Raw genomic sequence first — 19,906 nt, 5'->3', positions numbered from 1 at the left:
CCCAAGCTTCAAGGACTCCACGAGAACCAGTGCAGCTCAGGTGACCACTGGATAGTCACGGGCCACATCGAACTGCCTCGCCCCGTCGTATCCGCACTCCGCCCGGGCCTGGATCCTGCCCGTACCTAGATCATGCACCGACCAGACCGGACCGACGCCCGCCCCGTACTTTCCGCCCCCCTCCCACCGGACGAAAATCGGCCGTCCCCTACGCCGTACACGTCGCCGCTCCAGGTACCAAGGAGGCCCGTCCTCGCGTCCACGCCGTCGGGTCGGACGTCATCACTGAACCAGCCGCCGGGCGTGCCGAAGCCTCCCCCCGCCCATGGCCACGATCGGCCCGTCGGCACTGGCCGCCATGACGCGACTGTCGGAGCAGGCAACGTCCCGCTCGCATTGGGGCAGCAGCCGGTCGGGTTCCTTGTACGAGGTGACTCCGCCGGTCGCCACGTCCACCGCGTGCGACCACCGCGGATACATGCCTCCCTCGACCCAGGCGACCAGCAGCCGCCCGCCCTCTGCCCGCACCCGTACCCTTCCCGGGTCAGCCGACACCGGCACGTCGATCTCCCGAAGCGGCTTCACCGACAGACGAGCCCGAAGCATCCGCGGGATCCACCGCAAAGCCGTACTGCCTCGGCTCCCTCGTGCAAGTCGTCCTTGCCGCGCAGACCATGGGCGTACGCAACCACAACGGGGCCGCGGCGAGACCGGGAGGGATCAGCTGGAAGCGGCAATCCGCCGGCACTCCACAGAGATGGGACAACTCGAGAGCCAAGAGCTCTGCGGCGACTCTTCACTGCTGGAGTACTGCACAGCACGAAGAGGTATGGCCTTAGGGAGCCCGTCGCTGCCGGCGGCCGGCTTGTCACCGTCGTAGGCCAGCGAGATGGAGGGATCGGCCAGCGTGCTCATACGCACGACCAGCTCGGCTTCGTCCCCGGTGACCTGCGGCGGGATGGCCTGCGTGGGAATCGGCGTGAATCCGAGACGGGCCTTGAACCGAAACAGACCGGGTTGTGCCGTGTGTCCGAACAAGGATGGGTCATTCCCCAGAGATCCCCAGGTGAAGCCCCGGCTCCTCGCCGCGTCCAGCACGGCCATGTAGACCACACGGGACAGCATTCCCTGACGAGCGGAATCCTCGAAAGCGGAGAACCTGAGCTGCACCATCGACTGATCGGGGCGCAACCAGCCCAGGCATCCGCCTACGAGACCGTCGTCGGCGTAGGCGTAGACCGCGAGGAGAGAGTCGAGATTGCGCAGCATCTGGCGCTGCTGACGGCGCGCGTAGTTAACTCCCCGCACCATGCGCGCCACCTGCCGGTCGTAGAGCTCCAGAAATGCCTCAAGATCACTGCTGGTGACTTCTGGGAGGGTGACCCATTTGATTCCCTTCGCCTCCGCACCACACCTAGCCTGACGGATGCTTTGCCTCTCCTTGAAGTGAAGTCGCTCCAAAAAGTCCGACTCCGAATCCAGGAGCGGGGCGATCCAGTTCACCCAGGTCGGCTTGACGAGGAAACCCGCAGCCTCGAGCTCCCGCTGGTGCTCGAGTGTGGTGAGCCGCACCTTGACGATGTCGATGTCCAGTGACGGATCACTCCAGTCGCGCTCCAGGGCTTCACCGACACTCACCTGCACGATCTTGATACCCGACCGGTCACCGGCGCTCGTGGTCATGACCTGGCCTCTCTTCCGTCAGATCCACGGGACACTTCCAGTCCGAAGTGACCGCTCGTCCGGAGAACTGGGCGACGCGAGGGCTGGACAGCGAAGGATTGATTGAGCCCTGCAGGCGACGGTCCCGCAACCGGATCTTCTCCTGCATCGAGACATAGCTGCCCACTTGCTGCAACGGCCCCATGTGTGAGAGAGAATTGAAGATCAATGCCGGCCAGGGGAAGGTGCGCGCCTTGCGAGATGACCCGGAGTGCATACCTACCACAAAGAAGTTCCGGTGCCCGAAGAAGAATCCGGGGTCCGCCAGTTCGTCACTCAATTCTGCACTCGCCGGACCACCGGCACATCCGCCCGCCTCGTCAGCCAGCCGCATACATGCCAACTGGCGCCAGAGAAGCAGTTCGAATTCCTCTTCACCGAGCCCACCTGGACCGTCGAACACAGCAACGTGCACAGCCACTGGATGGGCCGACTCGGGAAAATCGACCACGAACCGTGTTAGATCCTCGGCGCAGCTCGACACCGCCTCAGCCGACCCCAGCCGTGGATACCACCCAAAGCGATACTGGCCACGCCTGATAGCCGATGCGCCGCCGAGGCAGGGAAACGTGCCGCTCAGCATCATGGCGCGGAATTCCTGGTGCACTGCACTCCGATCAACCACTACCACTCCGCGCACCCCCGTTCCTTCGGCAGCGCCAGTGTCACAGCAAGACGGTGTACGAGGGCGAGGGTGGTGAGCGAGGGGTTGGCCGCGCCCAATCGGGGAAACACGACTGGCCCAGCGGCAAAGAGACCTCGGATCCCCCGAAACTGCTGGTCCTCGCCCAGAAGCCGGCCAAGAGGCAGCGTACCACCTTCATGATCTTCGGTTCCCAGGGAGTTCGCCCATGTGACCGGTCGACCAGGAACAAGAGATCGCACAAATTCCGGAAGGACTACGGAATTATTGCACTCCGGTTCATCGTAGCTACTGAAAAGAAGCTCGACTGGCGCTGTACCGCTCAGCTCACAAAGCTCCTCATAGACGGCGCTCAGGAGGTGCTGCTGAGCGTTGATGAGGTCCCGGTCGACAGCCGACGGCACAGAGTAAACCGACATCTCCCACGGGAATGCTCCCGCAGGTATGCATTCGACGTAGCTGTCAGGACTGGGCATCTGTTCACCCATCGCCCGTATCTCCAACACCGCCGCATCGTGAGCCAGACGATGCACGTCCAGAAACATATTAGATCTGGCTTCCGCAACGCCGGGCGAAAAGTATGATCCGGGCGGGACTTCTTTGAGTACACGCTGAGCGGAATCCCCTTCGAGCCGAAGGGAGACCCCCTGCACGATATGGTCGGCCAGCCCCGTCAAGCGGGCAGAACCCGGCTCGGTCGCACGGTACAGCGCCTGGATCGCCAGCCGGCTTGTCTCCAGGGTCCCGGCGCACAACACGACGCGGTCGGAAGCGATTTCCACCTCCTCCCCCGACTCGCCGACCCGTGCGACGACGCCACGTGCCAGGCCGTCACGCACCACCACGTTGGTCACCTCTACGTCGGTGCAGAGGCGCACGCCTGGCAGAGGGACACGACGAGCACCAGAATCCGCGTCCCACCAGTGTTCGACCGGCGTGTAGGCACGCCACCGCTCGGCCTCCAGGTCACCGGCATCCGTGATCCTGGCGAGAGGCGTGGCCAGCCATCGTGTCTCACCGGTCCTGATTCCCTCGGCCACAGCCTCCGCGGTCCCGTTAACCGGCTGTGCGCCGGTCGTCTGCTGCCACTCACTCAGCAAGGTGCCGATGCGCTGGTACAGTCCCGGCCCTCCCTGCCAGGAATCGCGGAGGTCGGAAATGATCTGGGCGGGCCACCAAGGCTCGGCCAGCGCCCAGTCCTCCAAAGGAAGCATCACGCCGTACCAATAGAGGGAGCGTCCGCCGAGTCGTCGGCGCACCCCGGAGGTACCCCGGTAGTGCGGTGGAGTCGCGGAACTCCACGGCTGACGGAAGTATGGATCGGCCGCGGAGTCGAGCCACATCCGCAGCGCCTCCTCTGGCGGGTTGAGGTAGTTCACGTGCCTCGGGTCACCGACCGGTCCGGCCTCCAGCACCAGAGTGTCCCTCACACCCTGCCGGGACAGTTCCTTCGCCAGCTCGAGCCCGGCGAGCCCTCCCCCCACGATCAGGGTCTGGCAATGGGACGGCAGGTTCTCATCGACGGGCATGCTGATCCTCCTCACAGTCATTCGGATGCCGGTTGGACGTGAAATATTTCGAAAGCCTGCCGGAGCGCGTGCACAGGATCCTCGCGGGGAATGAACTCATGTCCGACGAATCCCTTATAACCGCGCGCTCGCAAAGCCTCGGAAATCGCATTCCAGTTGACTTCCTGATGGCAGTCGAGTTCCTGACGCCCCGGCACACCAGCCGTGTGGAAATGGCCGATGCGATCGAAGTTGGCATCGATGGTGCGCAGCAGGTCGCCTTCCATGAGCTGCATATGATAGACGTCGTATAGAATTTTGAGGCTCCCCGTTCCCACTCGGTCGACGACGGCTGCGGCCCAGTTCGTGGAATTGCATTGGTGCTTCGGGTGATCGACCTTGGTGTTCAAGGGCTCGAGGAGCAATCCGACACCGGCTTGCTCCGCTTCCTCGGCCAGCGGGGCGAGCGCCTCGGCACATACAGCGACGGCCTGCTCGTCATCCAGAGCGACCACGTCGCCCGACATGACAGAGAGATGGTGCACCCCTTCCACATGGGCCAGCTCGATAGAGCGGCGCACTTGGTCGCTGAGGCTGGCGTGCTGGGCAGGATCGTTGAAACCCGTTTCGATGGATTCATGCCCGTCGATGACAACCAGTTCCAGCCCCAGATCGCGCGCCTGCGGCCAGAGGTCCCGCGGTAGGAAGTCCACACCCTTCATGCCTACCTGGGCTGCACGTGCCAGCAGGTCTGGGACCTGCTGGGGAGCCTCCGCAAAAGACCACCAGGCAAAACTCTGTGCAAATGTCATGGTTAAAGCCCCATCACAGGTATACAGACTTGAGAGCGTCGACTAGGCGTGACACCCATAGGTGGAGCAGCCGTACTAGCTCCGGATGCGCTCCGATCGAGTCGACCATCAGCCGATATGTCTCGAGCTGGTGTGCCGCACCGATCACCGGGGCAGCTCTCAGGGCGCCCTTGATGGCCGGTTCAGAAAGGACATCTGACCAGGCGCCGGCGAAGCATTCCTTTGCGAGGACACGTGCCCGGGCGTTCGCATCCATCAAAGGGCGGGACAGCTCAACGAAGGGATGTGCCACGCACGCGTCTGTCCAGTCGATGATCAGCCAGGTCTCTCCCGTCCAGCGGGCGTTCTCCGACTGGATGTCGCCGTGCACGAGCGTGTCGGGGACCCCCAGGTCGGCCACCGAATCGACCACCGCTTTCAGATCCGAGTGCCGAGACGAAAGACTGAGAATTTCCGCCATGGAGAGCAGGTCGGTGCGTGTGGACAGCTCTGCGATGGCATCCGGGACGGTGCCGAGTCCGCGGTATGGACAACCGAGCGCTAGCAGTTCATCGGTACGGCCGATCGAGGCCATCTGAATCCGCGCCATGGCCTGGAGCACAGGCTCGGCCGGCTCCGGCTGCTCCGCAGGCATCTCCTTCGTAAGAAGCCATGCTTCCCCGAAAGCCAGTACCGAGGGCACGTGCTGCGGGGCCACCTGACTTACCCAGTGCATGACTGCACCTTCGTGCGCGAAGACCGCTGGTACCGCCTTGAACCACACGGGATACGCGTCCGTGGCGATGCGCAGCACGGCCGAGACATCCCAGTGCCGCATCTGCATGGGTCGGCCGCTTCGGTTGAACCCCAGGCTGCCGAGCTGCCAGTCGACCAACGTCATCGCGCGCGCGTACCAGCCCGGGCGTTGCCACGAGGGGGCATGAGGGGTGAACGCGTGGGGGGTGTCAGACTTGTCTGGCCCGGGTTCCAAGAGTTCGACCTCGACCGTGTCGCTCCCGGCGACGCGCAGCAACGCCACGTCTATGCCGAGTTGTTCACGAACGGCTTCGACGATTTGCCAAGGTGCGGCCTGTGTTCCGCCGTCGACCCGGACCCGTGGGAGGTCACCCGTACTCCACTGCCGACGCTCGTGATCTGCAGCGCAGACCCGCAGCTCCATTCGGGCCGGCGCGCTCATGACGGATTCCCGCAGGGGTTTGCGGCCCGTCGTGGGGCCACGTACTCACGGCGCTCATACGGGTAGTGCGGCAGTGGTACGCGCCCCACGTCACTGGGCCGGAGCAGAGCCTCCCAGGCCACGTCCGTTCCGTTCACCCACACACGTGCGAGCGCGTCGAGCACCCCATCCCAGGCTTCGGACCCGTCCGTGTGGTGCAGAACGCCCGCTGCTTGCTGATCCGTGCCGTCGATCCCGAAGTCCCGCCACGGCGTCTCTGCCCCTGTGGTCGATCCGCAGGTCAGCCAGAGCAGGGGTTCGCTGCTTGCGGTGTCGATCCCGTGCAGCGGTGGCACCGCTTCCGCTGCGGGCCGTACCGTGCTGTCCGCCCCCAAGCCCATATCGCCGCATCGCATACGCACCGCGTCCTGGAGGCTTAGCGCCCCGAATACCGTTGCCGCGACCAAAGTTCCGGCACCATGGCCCATGGTCGCGGCGGGCTGTACGCCCAGGTCCGTGAACATCTGCCCCAGCGCGTACTCGGCGGAGAACTGCAGCGCCGCCAGCTGCTTGACGAGCCTACGGCTCGGGGCGGGTTCCCGGCGCCAGGCCTCGGCCAGATCGAGGTCGAGTTCCTTGCTGAAAAGGTCGATGCACTGCCCCATGTACGCCGCAAAGCCGTTGTGGCGGTCAGCGATGTGACGGGACCATTCGGTGACGCCATCCTCCGCCTTGGTGGCATCGGGAAAGACGAAGACGACTGGGCGTATCGTGCCGTCGCTGCGTGCCGTCAGGTCGGCAGCGGGGTCCGCGAGTGTACTCGCCGCGTGCTTCGAGTTCCGGCAGCGAAGTGCCGCACGTACAGGAAGCGGATCCCGGCCCACTTGCATGGTGAAGGCGATATCGGCAAGACGATGTGTCGGTCCGTCCAGCACCGCCGCGAGGCGCTGCCGGATGCCAGCCTCATCACGATCATCATATCCCGACCACACCAGGAGCTCCGGTTCGGCGCTCTCTCCGGTCACCTGAGCGCCGGGCCTGTTGCTGCGAGGTGTACGAGACAGCGGTCCCTCTTCCAGGACGACGTGTGCGTTCGTTCCCCCAAAGCCGAAGGAACTGACGCCCGCCAAGCGTGGGTCCGCATCGGTGCGGGGCCACGTCAGCAATCGGTCGGCCACTCGAAACGGTGTCTTCTCCAGCTCCAGCAACGGGTTTGGGCTGCGAAAGTTGGCGGTCGGCGGAATCAGCTCGTGAGTCATGGCCAACACCGTCTTGATCAGGCCGGCTACGCCAGCCGCGGGGCCGAGGTGCCCGATGTTGGACTTTACCGAGCCGATGACGCAGCTTTCAGTCGGCAGTTCGCCGTCGGCGACCGCGCAGAGGGCATCGTTCAGTCCCTGGACCTCGACAGGGTCACCCACCTGCGTTGCTGTTCCGTGGAGCTCCACGTACGACAGGTCGACCGGGTCGACTCCCGCAACGGCAAGGGCCTCGGCGATGACCCGTCGCTGCCCCTCCACACTCGGAGAGGTGAATGTCGCCCGTTCCGATCCGTCGTTGTTCACTGCGGACCCCCGGATGAGGCCCCAGACCGTGTCCTCGTCCGACAACGCTTCGTCGAGGCGTTTCAGGACGACCACGCCGCCGCCACTGCCGAAGACGGTGCCGCCGGCACCGGCGTCAAGAGGCCTGCAGACCCCATCGGGGGATTCCACTCCACCGCGTATGTGACGATATCCCAGGCCGTAAGGCATCTCAATCTCCACACCGCCCGCCAGCGCGATGTCGCATTCGCCTGCTCGCAGCGCCTGGCCAGCCATGTGTACGGCCACCAGGGAGGAGGAGCACGCCGTGCGAACGGGGATGCTGGGACCGGTCAGCCCGAGTCGGTACGAGACGAAGGAAGTCAGGTAGTCGGGATTGTTGGCGAGGGATATTCCGGTCTCTCCCACGAGCGAGAACAGTTCTGGGTCGGCCCTCAGGTGATCCTCCGCGTAGCGGTCACTTGCGCAGCCCGCGTACAGGCCGATCACCCCGCCGTATCCCGGCACGTATCCCGCGTTCTGCAGGGCGCTGGAGCAGAGCTCGAGCAGGAGCCGGTGCTGGGGGTTGCGTACCACGCACTCTCTCTCCGACATACCGAAGTACCGGCGGTCAATACCCCAGACGTCGTCCAGAAGAGGCCGTGCCCGCACATAGCCGGCCTTTTGGATATCTTCTCGGGTCGCGCCCGCCGTGAGCAGTTGTTCCTCGGAAAGGCGGTGGATGGAGTTGCGCCCGGCGACAAGGTTCGACCAGAACTCATTGAGGTTCGCAGCGTCGGGTAGGCGCGCCGCCATGCCGATGACCGCGATTGGGTCACTCATTCCTTACGGTTCCTTACTTGGCTAATGTGTTTCGCTGATGTCGGTCGCGCTCCGGCTGGCGGGGACTGGCGCACGGGCAGTCGGGCGCGAGCATTGCGCCGGGCGGCGAGATCGCTCTTCCGTGTGGCGTCCTGTGTCCTCGGCTGCAGTTCCTTCGAGCGCCCCCGGCCCGAGATGTGGTCGGCGAGCATGCGCGCAGTGGGAAAGCGGAAGATGTCGGCGATCGCGAAGTCAACGCCGTCCGACGCAAGTCGCTGGTGCAGCTGCACAAGGTCCAGTGAGTTGAGTCCCAGTTCGAAGAACGAGCTGTCCGCGTGCGCCTTCGTGCTGCGCCCGGAGCGCTCCTGGGCCAGTTCGCCGGCGCGCAGGGCTATCAGTGAGGCCAGCTCAGCGACGGTCTCGTGTTCGATGGGTGGAGGTGTGGGGAGCGCGGTCCGCAATCGCATGAGCGCGCGGACGTCCGCCTTTCCATTGGCTGTTACCGGCAGTTGGTCCACTGGAGTGAATAGTGCGGGAATCGCCCACTGCGGCAAACGTGCCCGGAGTGCCTGTCGGAGGCCCTCCTCCGTGTAGTTCCTGGTGGATACATACCAGGCCAGAATTCTGTCGGCCGCCTCCGGGTCGACGGTGACGAGGCAGTCCGTCACTCCCGGCTGCGCCGCGAGCACCCGCTCGATTCCTGGCAGCTCGACCCGGTGACCGTGCACGCCGACCTGTCGATCGATGCGGCCGAGGAGCACTATCCCTTCGTCGGGAGTCCTGTAGGCGAGGTCGCCGGTCGGGTAGATCCTGTCCAGCGCCGTGCCGGGCGCGGCCTGTGGTGGTCTGCGTCGAGAGCTGCCCCGGTACTCGAGCGCCAATCCTCGGCCGCGCACCACGAGTTCGCCCGGGACGCCGACGCCGGCCTCTCCGCGCGCGGTGCGGATCGACAGGGAGCGATGTGGCACGATGTCGGCCACAGCAACGGTGTCCGATGGGGCGGAGGGTCCCGTCGGACGCGTTCCGGCCCACCGGCCCAAGGCGCTGGCCTGCGGTGTTTCCGTGGCACCGTACAGGTTGTAGATCTCCGCTCGGTGGCAGAGGCGTGCGGCCGCCTCGGCATCGGCCTCGCGCAGCGGCTCGCCGTGGAAGACGATGCGCCGCATTCGGCCCAGGTCTGCTCGGCCGGAGGTCGCTCCTGTGACGAGCCGCGCACGGGTCGCGGTGGTGTGCCAGACCGTCGTACCCGTCTGCGCGAAGAGCTCGGGCAGGTTGGTTGGGTGAAGCTCAGCATCCCGCGGAACGTGGACGGCAGCGCCCAGGATGAGGGGCAGTAGCAGATCGCGGAAAACTGGGTCGTGCGCGGGAGGCGCGGTCAGGCAGAAGACATCATTGGGGCCGAGGTCCAGGTGATCCGCGTACCAGCCGAGTGCCTCGGGCAGTGCCTCGGATGGGAGTGCTACGACGTCCGGTGTACCCGTGGTCCCAGACGTCATCAGGAGATGGCCCACTGTCCCCACAGGCATCGCCGCCATCTCGTCGGTATCCATTTCCGGAGCCGCTGGCATGTCGGAGCTGATAGCGAGTACGGGGGTCTGGCGGCTGGAGACAACGTCCGTCGCGTCGAGACATATGTGCAGCACGGCGCCGGCCGAGGACGATGCGTCGTCAGTCCACTGGTCCGGATAGGACGGGTCCAGCAGGAGCACTGGACGGCCAGCGAACCAGGAGGCGAGAATGACGGTGGCCAGGTCGGGGTGCCGAGTGGCGTGCACGGCGACCGGGCGGTCCGGGGTGGTGTCACGGGTCGCCGATGTGATCAGTCCGGCGACGCGCTTGATACGGCCGGCCAGCTCGGCGTAGGAGATCGATCTGTCGGCGGTACGGATAGCGACGAGTTCCGGTCGGCGGCGCCCGTGATCGAGTACGTCCGCCACCAGGTCCGTGCAGGTGCGTACAGCGCCGTGCTCGACGGTCGGTGGGTCGTCAGCGACCGGTTCGACGACGGTCTGTCGTGCCGGGGATCCGACGAGTTGAGCGAGTTCCCCGGCGCACTGCTTCAAGAACTCCTGTGCGGCGCTCGTCGGCCAGAGGTCCAGCGCATGGACGAGTTGCAGCTTGTAACCGCCATTGGCCGCACGATGGACGTACAGTCCGGCGTCGAAGAGCGACCAGGGTGTCGGGGGCTCGATCGCCGTAGCCGAGTGCGCTCCGAACGTGGTGGGCGGAGCAGCTTGCGTAAGATCGTTGAACCAGACCTGGAAAAGGGGGTTGCGTGAGGCATCACGGGGCAGATCCAGCTCCTCGACGAGTTCGTCGAAGGGCAGGGACCCGTGTTCGATGGCTGACAGGAGTGCATCCGCCACCGGATCCAGCAGGTCCTTCGCCACGGCACCACCCGGAATGCCCAGGCGCACAGGAAGAGTGCGCATGAAGAAGCCCACGGTGTGGTGCTCCTCCTCCGACTCCCTCCCGGAGACGGGCACGCCGATCGTGACGTCCTCCACACCGGCCCAGTCGGCGAGGACTCTCGCATAGCAGGTCAGGAACACCACGGCCGGCGTGACCCGCCATTCCGCGGCCTTCTGCTGGAGCAGAGCGCTCACGTTGGCGCCGAGCTCCTGCTCGACGGAGGCGCCCCGGAACGTGGGCACAGCAGGACGGGAATGCTGGAAGGAGAGGTTCAGCTCCGGGGCGGCGTCTTTGAGTGTTTCCCGCCAGTACGTCAGCTCCCGAGCGCGCTGGAGCGGCTGCGGAGACTGGGCGGCCATCACCGCGCTGTACTGCGGCGGCTCAGGCAGCTTCTCCTCTTCGGTGTTCACGCCATCGCACTCGGCGCGGTAACGGGCGGCGAGTCCGGCGAAGAGCAGATCCAAGGACTGCTGGTCGGACGCCATGTGGTCAGCCGAGAGCAGAACGGCACTGCGGCCGGAACCGCTGGTGTCCAGCAACAGGCCGAGTAGTGCCCGGGGCAATTCCTGAGCGCGGAAGACCTGCCAGGCGGAGTCCGAGGCGAAGGTTTGTACGGCCTTCCTCCAGTCGCTCCCCGCATGTGAGGCGAGGATGAGGCGGGTGGCCGCCGGGGGCAGTGCGGACATCTCATGGACACGGGACACAGCAACGCCAGCGGCGTCGACGTTGACGGTGGTCCGAAGCACCTCGTGTCGCGCCACTAGCCATGCCCACGCCCTCTGCAGGGCGGCGGCGTCCAGGGGCCCGTCGGTCTCCAGCAGTCCTACGACGTTGTACGCAGGCGAGTCCGGGAAGACCTGTTGATGAATCCACAGGCGTCGCTGCTGCGCGGAGAGGGCTGGCTGGTGGTGGATGCCAGGACCCGCCGGGGGCTGTGCCTCAACGCAGTCCGTCCGCACCAACGTACGTAGCGTGGCGAGGGACGTGTCCTCACGAAGGAACGTCGCAAGGCGCAGCCGGATACCCCAACGCCGCTCGATGACAGCGATCAGACGGGCCGCAGTCAGGCTTTGACCACCCGCTTCGAGAAAGCCCATGTCCTCGTCCGGAGGGAGGCCGCCAAGGATCTCGGCCCAGGCCGAGCCCAACGGATCGTCGTCCGACACCGATGTGGTCACATGCTCGCCGACCGACTGGGCGAGCAACGCGGCACGGTCCAGCTTTCCATTCGGTGTGAGGGGGAAGGAGTCCACCGTCTCGATCCGCGCGGGAACCATGTACTGCGGAAGGCGTGTGGCCAGGCTGCTCTTAATGTCTGCGGGGTCAGGCGGGTTGTGCTCCGGACTCTTCGTGGGGACGACGAAGGCGGCGAGGTATCCGTCCCCGAGGTGATTCTTTCTCGCGACGACCGCGGCGCGAGCGACCCAAGGCAGGGCGCACAGCGCGCTTTCCACCTCTGCTGTCTCGATGCGGAATCCATTGACTTTTGTCTGGTCGTCAAATCTCCCGATGAATTCCAACTCGCCGTCGCCACGGAGCCGCACGAGGTCGCCGGTGCGATACATACGGCTTCCCGGCGGTCCGAAGGGATGTGCCACGAATCGCTCCGCGGTGAGCTCAGGTCTGCCCAGGTACCCGCGCGCCAGGCCGGCTCCCGCTATGTAGAGTTCACCCTCCTCGCCTGCGGGCACCGGCTCAAACCGACTGTCCAGAATGTACAGCGCGGTGTTCCAGGCCGGGCGTCCGATCGGAATGGGTCCGGGAGGTACCTCGGCATCGGGTGACAGGCGGAAAAGCGCGCACCCCACGGTCGCTTCGGTGGGACCGTATTCATTGAACACGTGCACCGAGGGGTTCTCACGCCGCCATGTGTCCAGTTGGTCCGCGGTGAGCTGCTCACCGCCAATCACCAGGCTGCCCCCCGCTCGCACCATTTTGGGGAGCGCGTCGAGCAAGGCAAGGTGGCTGGGGGTCACCTTGAGGAAGTCGCAGTAGCCGTCGGCTGACTCGCCTCGGCCGGCCAGCTCGTCGAGCGTGGCAACCTTGACGGTGCCGCCCACGGTCATGGGCGTGAAGAGTGCGGTGATCGTCAGATCGAACGAAACGGGCGAATGGAGTACCGTTTCCCCTTCCACACCCGGATAGGAGGCGGCTGCCCATCTCACGTAATCGACGACAGAGCTGTGCTCGACGACGACACCCTTCGGGCGGCCGGTCGAGCCCGATGTGTAGATGACGTAGGCGGGGTGGCTGGGCATCAGGGGCTCCCTTCCGCCGACCGGCCAGGCTTCGGCCTCCGGGAATCGGCCGGATTCCCCACTGGTCGCGTCGGAATCGAGCAGGAGCAGCTGAGCGGACGCGGGCACCAGCGACGCCAGCGCCTCGGTGGTGATGACGCACACCGGCGCCGAGTCGTCCAGCATGTACTGGATGCGCTCCGGCGGGTACTCGGGATCCACGGGGATGTAAGCGGCGCCGCTCTTGAGGACGGCGTACAGCGCCACGACAAGCTCCGGAGAGCGTGGCAGGACGACGGCAACGAAACGCTCGGGACCAGCCCCGTGCCGGACAAGGACCGTGGCGAGCCGATCAGCCGCGGCGTTCAGTTCCGCGTACGACATCCTGCGGCCAAGGCCTTCGACCGCCGTCCGGTTCGGTGTCCTGCCAACTTGTTCCTGAATCAGCTCCGGCAGCGTAAGGCTCGGGACTTCTCTGTCCGCTCCCGAAAGACCGGCGGAAATATTACCGCCCATTGCCTCCCCCATATCCAAGCAATTGATCTAGAAAATTCCGGAATCGGCAGATGCTGGGAGTCCTACGGCTCCAGGCCCACGAGGTCCGCGCTCACCTTCCAGAGCTGGGCGGCCAGCTCGCCGTCGCGGGCGAGCGGCGAAGGATCCACCGGGCCGCGATCCGCGTAATACAGACCGCGCGGGGCAGCACCTTCGGCGTCGGTCGCCAGCCAGACCAGCGTCTCCGCGCCCTTCTCCGGAGGCGCCAAAACAAACCTCTCGAAAGGCTTGACCAACCGGACGAACGGAGAGTTCCGGTTCAGGTCGGTGGAGATGGCTCCGGGGTGGAACGAGGACGCGGGCAGTTGCGTCCGCCTATGAAGCTCACTGGTGAAGAGAATGTTCGCCAGCTTGGAGCGGCCGTAGGAGAGCTGGCTGCGCCAGCCGCGCTCCATTTGGAGATCACCGAAGTCGAAGCTGCCCTTGACATGCGTGGAGGAGGAGGTGGTGACCACCCGTCCGGCAGAGTCCCGAAGGCGGTCCACCAGGAGTCGGGTCATCAGGTAGGGGGCCAGGTGGTTCACAGCAAGCCCCAACTCGTAGCCATCCGCGGTGAGGACACGCCTGCTGGGCTGTGCGGCGGCGTTGTTGACCAGCACGTCGATGCGCGGGCAGCGCTCCAACAGTACCGCGGCCAAGTGCCGCACATCGGCCATGACGGTCAGGTCGGCAGCGATCGGCTCCGGTACGTCCAGACCGCTGGGCGCCACAAGCACCATCTGCCGGTGCACATTCGCCAGTTTCTCAGGGGAGCGGCCTACCGCGACCACCTGCTGCCCACGCTTCGTGAGCTCCACAGCGGCTGCCGCCCCGATGCCTGAGCTTGCGCCGGTAAGGACAATCTTCGCCATAGCACTTACCTCTTCTGTCATCACTTGGTCTTCGCTGCGCGAAGCTGCCCAGCGAGTCGGCGCACCTTCGCGAACGCCTCCACAATCGCCTCGCGGTGCGCGTCCCCGCCGAGGAGCATCGGGTGGTGGAAGAGAACCGTCCGTGCGGCTTCCCGATGCGCAGCCGGCAGGTGGTAGGCGCTCGGGTTGAGCCGTTCGGCCAGTGGCCCGTCCCCGGCACCAGGGAATCGTCGAGGGTCGTACAAGGGATGGCCGTCCAGCGGCCGGTACGGCGGGTGGACCCAATATCCGAGTTCCGCACTCAGCGCCTCGCACACGGCCGTGGCGCCGAGTCCCGCGAACGCGCCCTCCCGTAGGCGGATCGCATAGTGGTAGTACGCGCGCTGGTCGTTTGCCCCGTACGGGACGATCGACTCGAGGTCCCCCTCCGCGACGAGATCCTTGTCCAACTGCTCTGCGAACAGGGCACGTTGCCGATTCTGCAGCGGGAGCCGTTCCAGTCCGTCCAGCAACAGGCCAGCCTGAATTTCGGTCAGATGCATGTTCCACCCCTGCACCACCGACCGCTCCTCGAGGTCCGACCGGCCCCGTACCTGCGGGCCCGTCGCATAGCGGCGGCCGTCGCCACGGAGCATCTCGGCCTTGGCACGCAGGCCGTCATCGGACGTGACGAGCAAGCCACCCTCTCCAGACGTCAGCGTCTTGCCCTGCTGTGCGCTGAAGGCGCCGAAGTCACCCAGACTCCCTGCGCCGGCACCCCGCCAACTGGCTCCGTATGCTTGCGCCGCGTCCTCGACGAGTGCCAGCCCGTGCCTGTCGGCAATGACTCGCAGGGCATCCATGTTCGCCATGGCGGAGTACAGGTGGACCGCGGTGATGGCGACCGTGGCCGGAGTGATCGCGGCCTCGACAGCCTGGGGTTCAATGCACAGAGTGTTCGGGTCTATGTCCACGAGTACGGGCACCGCGCCGGCCCGGGCGACCACCGACGCGCTCGCCACCCAGGTGAGTCCAGGGACGATGACCTCGTCACCCGGGCCAACACCCAGCGCGTGCAGCCCGGCGACCAGAGCGCTCGAGCCGTGATCGACGGGAACACACCACTCGGCTCCGACGAACGAGGCGAACCTCTCCGCAAGCTCCCGCTCGATTGGCCGGCTTCCCGACCACGGTCCGCTGACGGCCCATCTCTCGCTCTCCAGCGTCTCGGACACGCTTCGGAGCGTGTCGGGTCCGAGCTGCGGCCACCGGGGCCACCCTTCTGTCCACACCGGACGGCCACCGTCGAGGGCCAGTTCGCTCACCACGTCACCTCACCGTTTCAGTGCTGAAGGGAAAGGCCGTGCCGGTCAACACGCAGCCCGGCAACCGTCTCCTCGACCAGGTCCATAGGCACCGGAACCAGCGGCAGATCACGCGAGCCCATCGGCTTGCCCAGCTCGTCCAGTACGACCATCGCCGCCTCCCCAGCCGAAACAGGCAGGTATCCCCGCTTGTTGTCCAACCGGACGGCGTTCACGACATCGGCAATGGACAGGCCGTCCGGGACGGTGACGGGCGCGCCGAGCGCGTAGGCCAGCTCGTCGTGCATGCTCACGTCGTCCTGGGTGAGGCCGCCGACCGCCGCGGAGATCCTTGCGGCGGCGAGCATCCCGAACATCACGGCTTCCCCGTGCGAGATGCCTTCGGCGCCACGAAGCCGCTGATCACAAATCTCGACGGCGTGTCCAACGGTGTGGCCGTATTCCAGGATCAGCCCGGCCTTCTGCTCGTAGCGATCCCGCTCGGTTACGGAGATCTTCGCCTCGAGGCTCTCCTCCAGCAGCCAGAGCAGGGTTGAGGGTGACGCGAGGTCACCGTCCGCCAGGACGCGCCGCAAGTCGGAGATGCTCTGCGGTCGAATGGCCAGACAGTTCTTCGTCGCCTCGCAGAGCCCGGAGCGCAGTTGCTTGCCCTCGAGCGTCCGCAGGAGCGCCACGTCCAGGTACACCGCCTCGGGCGTGTGATACGTGCCTATGTGGTTCTTCCCGGACCCGCTGTTGATGGCCTGCTTGAGCGAAATCACCGAGTCCATCGCCGCCACGGTCGTGGTCGGGATGTGCACCAGGCGCACCCCGCGGAACAGCAGCGCGGCGACCACCCCCGCGAGATTGCCCGGCACCCCGCCGCCGAAGGCAATCACCACGGATCGCCGGGTCGCTCCGGACGCAATGGCCTGTTCGAGATGTGCCGCGAGGTTCGGCAGCGCTTTCATCCCATCGCCGGCGGGCAGGCTGAGCACCTGGACCGGCGCATGCTCGCCGAGCCTCGGCAACAATGATTCGCCGTGCAATGCGAGCACGTTGTCGTCCGTGACGACGATGAATCTGTCTGCATCATATCCGGCAATCGAATCGATAATGCGACCCATGCATTCGTGCCCATAGAAATACGGGTACCGAGTGCCTCCAAGTGCGATGGTGTGCGTGTTCCAGTTCATGTCAGCCATAATCTGGGATGCTACCCGGCATCGACATGCCAACAAGCCCTGAATGAACACTTGATTCGAGCTTCCGCATACGCAAAGAGACCCCCACCCCGGCGGATTTCACCGCCTCGGATGGGGGCCTGGCACAGAGGTCACACAGCCGGGATCATTTCACTCGGCAGGTATCTGCGGAGCCGTTCCCACATTGCCTCGTCTTCCAGGTCTCCAGCACATTGATGCATGAACCTGGAGGAGTATTCAGCTATCTCACTGAGAATCCAGCGGACTTCGTAGAAGCGAAGAAACTTTGGCCGGCAGCGAGAGGTCGTGTCAATTCCCAGGGTTCTGCCGACGTGGAACCAGTCACGCTCGGGCGGACCGACCATCGCGCCACCCCAATCAGCGAGCAGGAACCCATTCCTGGTGCGGAGAACATTGGCGGCACTCGGTTCACCATGCGTAATGCCTGTGGCGTCGCCGGACGTAGCGCAGTACCGTCCGAGTCGCTGCGCCTCGGACCGAAGACCGACTATGTCCGCTCGGTGCGCCCGCAGCAGTCGGAAGAGGCGCGCCGTGTAGCCGCCGGCCTCGGGCTCGGACCCGTCGGCGAAATTGATCGCCGCGTCGAGGTCGGCGTCGAAGGAGAGAGTGTAGTCCTCGACCGGCAGGTTATGGGGCACGCGTGCCGAGTGCACTGCCGCGATCATGGAGGTGATCTGCTCGACCTCATCCGTCGTCGGCCGGTATCGACCGACCTGCTCGGCATCGATCAGGGGAAAGGTGACGACCGGATATCCGCTGATCGAGCGGACGATCCGCCCGTCGACGCCGGCGATCGGAGCCAGGACGTAGTGCAGTCCCGACTCCCTGAGCAGCATGGCCACACGGTAGGCCTCAGGCACATGCCCTCGCAGGTCCCGGCGGAGGCTGACCCAAAGACCGCCCATACGGAAAGCCCAGCTGTCCTCGCCGAGCGGCACGAACTCGAGCGGACCCTCCGTCACTTCGTACTGCGACTCGATAGTCTTTCGCAGTTCGTCGAGATCGACGCTCTCAGGTGGCAGCAGCACTGTGATCACCCTCGCTTTCCTCGTCGGCCCCGCTGAGCGGGCGCGCGGATTCCTTCACCGGCAGATGGCGGGCCAGCACAGTGCTGAGTGCCGCGTGGATTGCTCTGCCTCCGTAGAGACCCCAGTGCATGTCGAGCCGGGTACCGCCCGAAGGGTCGGTGAAGAGGCCACCTGCCTCAGCCACCAGCAGGGCGCCGGGAGCCATGTCCCATGCATTGCCTCCCTCGTCGAGTACGGCGTCGAGACGCCCCTCGAGCAACGCAACCACGGGTGAGGATTCTTCGACCACCCAGTGCGCCTGGCGGGCGACCGCAGCTGCCGCCTCCGACTCCGCCGGAGAAACGAAGCCGCCTATCCGGGAGCTGGCGAGATCCACAACGGCGGTAACAGCCAGTCGTCGTGTGGTGGACATCGGGTCCGCGTCGGTGCTGGCATAGGCGCCCCCGCCGCGCACGGCCCACCAACGCCGTCCGTCAACGGGTCTGGTCAGGACCGCCAGCTGGAGGCATCCGTCGGCTTCGAGGGCGATATGTGTACCCCATCCGTCCTCTCCAGCCAGGAAGGGAGCCGTGCCGTCGATCGGGTCCAGGATCCAGCGCCGTCGACCCGACGCGCATGCGCCGCTCTCCTCCGTCAGAATCCCGTCCGCGGGCCGAGCTCGACGCAGGATGTGCACGAGAGCGCGGTCCACCTCCAGGTCCGCGACGCTGACGGGGCTGCCGTCGTCCTTGTCCGCGGTCGGTATCTCGCTGCGGTTGAAGTGGCGCAGGGAGATGCGAGTGGCGACGTCCGCCATATGGTGGGCGAGCTCCAGGTCGCTCAGCTCCGCCATGACCTCAGCCACGTACGTCCTCCTCTGCGGCCTCGGTGCGCAGCTCACGGATGACGGAGGTGAGCGCCGAAGTCAGGTCCGAGACGGCCCTCTCGGAGACCTTTGCGGGACGGTATGTGACCGACCCCCGTAGACCGTCTCCAGTGATGTGCCAGCGGAGTTTCACTGGTCTCCTGTCGTGTGAGGGGGTAGGTGTGTCGAGGGCCGTCACCACCGCGTGGCCCAGGTGCGGCATCTCGTACTCGTCGCCCGCCGTTCCTGCGAAGTTCACCTTCAGGGGCTCCGGTTCGCCGCAGACTTCCAAAATGCGGTCCTCGTAGACGTGATGATGCGGCTCCGAAGCTCGCCATGCCTCTCCCGCTTTGCGGGCGAGGGTGATGGGTGTGTCGGCCAACTCGATGCGAAGACGCGTGACGCGCATGTTGACGCAGTGACCCACCACGTTCCAGGCGTCCTTGCCACCGTCCCTGCCCGCCGTGTCAGTACCGAGAAGCAGATCCCTCTGCCCCGTTGCGTGAGCCACCGCGGCCGCCGTGGCTCCCAGCAGCACCATGCTCGGTGAAATGCGGTTCTCGCGGGCGACCTGGCGCACGGCGTACAGCGCTCCGGGGCAGGCGTCGCCGAACTCCCGCCGGAAGGTCTGCCATGTGCTGCCCTCCGGCCGCCACTGCGCCGGTGGATCCCAGGGCACGGCCGGCGGGGCGCCTGCCAGGGTCGATCGCCAGAAGTCCATGGAACGACGGGCTCGTTCGGGCCACAGCCGGCGCTGCTCCCGTACGAAGTCCGGGTAACTGAAGGAGAGCGGGTCGATTCGAGCCGAGCGGCCCTCCGTACGGGCCGCGTAGAACTCCGAGAGGTCACGCCAGATGACGGACAGCGACCACCCGTCATAGATCAGATGATGCAGGGTGACGGAGAGCACAACGCCGTCTGCGGTGGTGTGGAGAGCCGGCCGGAACAACGGATGCCCGTTCAGCACCTCGTCCGCTCCGCAGCGCTCGGCAGCCAGTGCCTCCGCGACGTCATGCGCCCTCCGATCGCCCCAGTGCCGGACGGCCATGTTCACGACCGCGGAGCCATGGACATGTTGCTCGTACCCTTCCTCGCCGAGACCGATGACGGTACGCAACATGGCATGGCGCCGGATCAGATCGTCGAATGCCCGTATCAGGCACGCCTGGTCGAATGCGCCTTCCAGGCGGAACAGGCAGACGAGATCGTATTCCTTGGCGCAATCCGGATAGCGAACCATGTTCCGGACCATGCCCCCCTGCTGAAAAGAGAGCGGCAGTACGG

The 19,906-nt window shown here is 65.7% G+C and carries 14 protein-coding genes; all 14 read right to left on the bottom strand.

All coding sequences use genetic code 11. From position 1 onward, the window contains the following. Positions 1-282: 282 nt before the first annotated feature. Positions 283-606, bottom strand: coding sequence for a hypothetical protein (locus JEK78_RS16970; protein ID WP_200260324.1), 324 nt, complete (start codon positions 604-606; stop codon positions 283-285). Positions 607-720: 114 nt separating this feature from the next. Beyond that, complete coding sequence (locus JEK78_RS16965; protein ID WP_200260320.1) at positions 721-1,683, bottom strand: GNAT family N-acetyltransferase; 963 nt, start codon at positions 1,681-1,683, stop codon at positions 721-723. Beyond that, the gene (gntA, locus tag JEK78_RS16960; RefSeq protein WP_200260317.1) at positions 1,664-2,362 is read right to left on the bottom strand and encodes a guanitoxin biosynthesis heme-dependent pre-guanitoxin N-hydroxylase GntA; all 699 of its coding nucleotides are present in this window, start codon (positions 2,360-2,362) and stop codon (positions 1,664-1,666) included. The genes JEK78_RS16965 and gntA overlap by 20 nt, the downstream gene beginning before the upstream one ends. Next, the gene (locus tag JEK78_RS16955; RefSeq protein ID WP_200260314.1) at positions 2,347-3,894 is read right to left on the bottom strand and encodes an FAD-dependent monooxygenase; all 1,548 of its coding nucleotides are present in this window, start codon (positions 3,892-3,894) and stop codon (positions 2,347-2,349) included. The genes gntA and JEK78_RS16955 overlap by 16 nt, the downstream gene beginning before the upstream one ends. 17 nt (positions 3,895-3,911) lie before the next feature. Next, entirely contained in the window at positions 3,912-4,685 is a 774-nt protein-coding gene (locus tag JEK78_RS16950) for a TIM barrel protein (protein ID WP_200260311.1), read from the bottom strand. A 13-nt stretch (positions 4,686-4,698) separates the two neighbouring features. After that, the gene (locus tag JEK78_RS16945; protein WP_200260308.1) at positions 4,699-5,862 is read right to left on the bottom strand and encodes a phosphotransferase; all 1,164 of its coding nucleotides are present in this window, start codon (positions 5,860-5,862) and stop codon (positions 4,699-4,701) included. Continuing rightward, positions 5,859-8,207 (bottom strand): beta-ketoacyl synthase N-terminal-like domain-containing protein, encoded by a 2,349-nt coding sequence (locus JEK78_RS16940; protein ID WP_200260305.1) that lies wholly within the window; start codon positions 8,205-8,207, stop codon positions 5,859-5,861. The genes JEK78_RS16945 and JEK78_RS16940 overlap by 4 nt, the downstream gene beginning before the upstream one ends. Then, complete coding sequence (locus JEK78_RS16935) at positions 8,204-13,351, bottom strand: non-ribosomal peptide synthetase (protein ID WP_200260302.1); 5,148 nt, start codon at positions 13,349-13,351, stop codon at positions 8,204-8,206. Before JEK78_RS16935 ends, JEK78_RS16940 begins: the two co-directional genes overlap by 4 nt. 62 nt (positions 13,352-13,413) lie before the next feature. After that, positions 13,414-14,241, bottom strand: coding sequence for an SDR family NAD(P)-dependent oxidoreductase (locus JEK78_RS16930; RefSeq protein ID WP_200260299.1), 828 nt, complete (start codon positions 14,239-14,241; stop codon positions 13,414-13,416). Between the two features lie 20 nt (positions 14,242-14,261). Beyond that, entirely contained in the window at positions 14,262-15,455 is a 1,194-nt protein-coding gene (locus JEK78_RS16925; protein WP_200260296.1) for a DegT/DnrJ/EryC1/StrS family aminotransferase, read from the bottom strand. Between the two features lie 107 nt (positions 15,456-15,562). Further along, positions 15,563-16,720, bottom strand: a complete 1,158-nt coding sequence (locus JEK78_RS16920; protein ID WP_200260293.1) for a 2-deoxy-scyllo-inosose synthase — start codon at positions 16,718-16,720, stop codon at positions 15,563-15,565. Positions 16,721-16,860: 140 nt separating this feature from the next. Then, positions 16,861-17,787: a phosphotransferase gene (locus tag JEK78_RS16915; RefSeq protein WP_200260290.1), complete on the bottom strand. Its 927-nt coding sequence runs from the start codon at positions 17,785-17,787 to the stop codon at positions 16,861-16,863. Then, on the bottom strand, positions 17,762-18,622 hold the full coding sequence (locus tag JEK78_RS16910) for an inositol monophosphatase family protein (RefSeq protein WP_242483113.1): 861 nt from the start codon (positions 18,620-18,622) through the stop codon (positions 17,762-17,764). Before JEK78_RS16910 ends, JEK78_RS16915 begins: the two co-directional genes overlap by 26 nt. Beyond that, a complete protein-coding gene (locus tag JEK78_RS16905; RefSeq protein WP_242483112.1) occupies positions 18,615-19,862 on the bottom strand; it encodes a condensation domain-containing protein in 1,248 nt (415 codons plus the stop codon). The genes JEK78_RS16910 and JEK78_RS16905 overlap by 8 nt, the downstream gene beginning before the upstream one ends. Positions 19,863-19,906 lie beyond the last annotated feature (44 nt).

The organism is Streptomyces sp. HSG2 (genome assembly GCF_016598575.1).
Taxonomy (GTDB): domain Bacteria; phylum Actinomycetota; class Actinomycetes; order Streptomycetales; family Streptomycetaceae; genus Streptomyces.
Note: the sequence above shows the minus strand (reverse complement) of the source record. Positions and strands in the feature narration are given on the sequence as shown.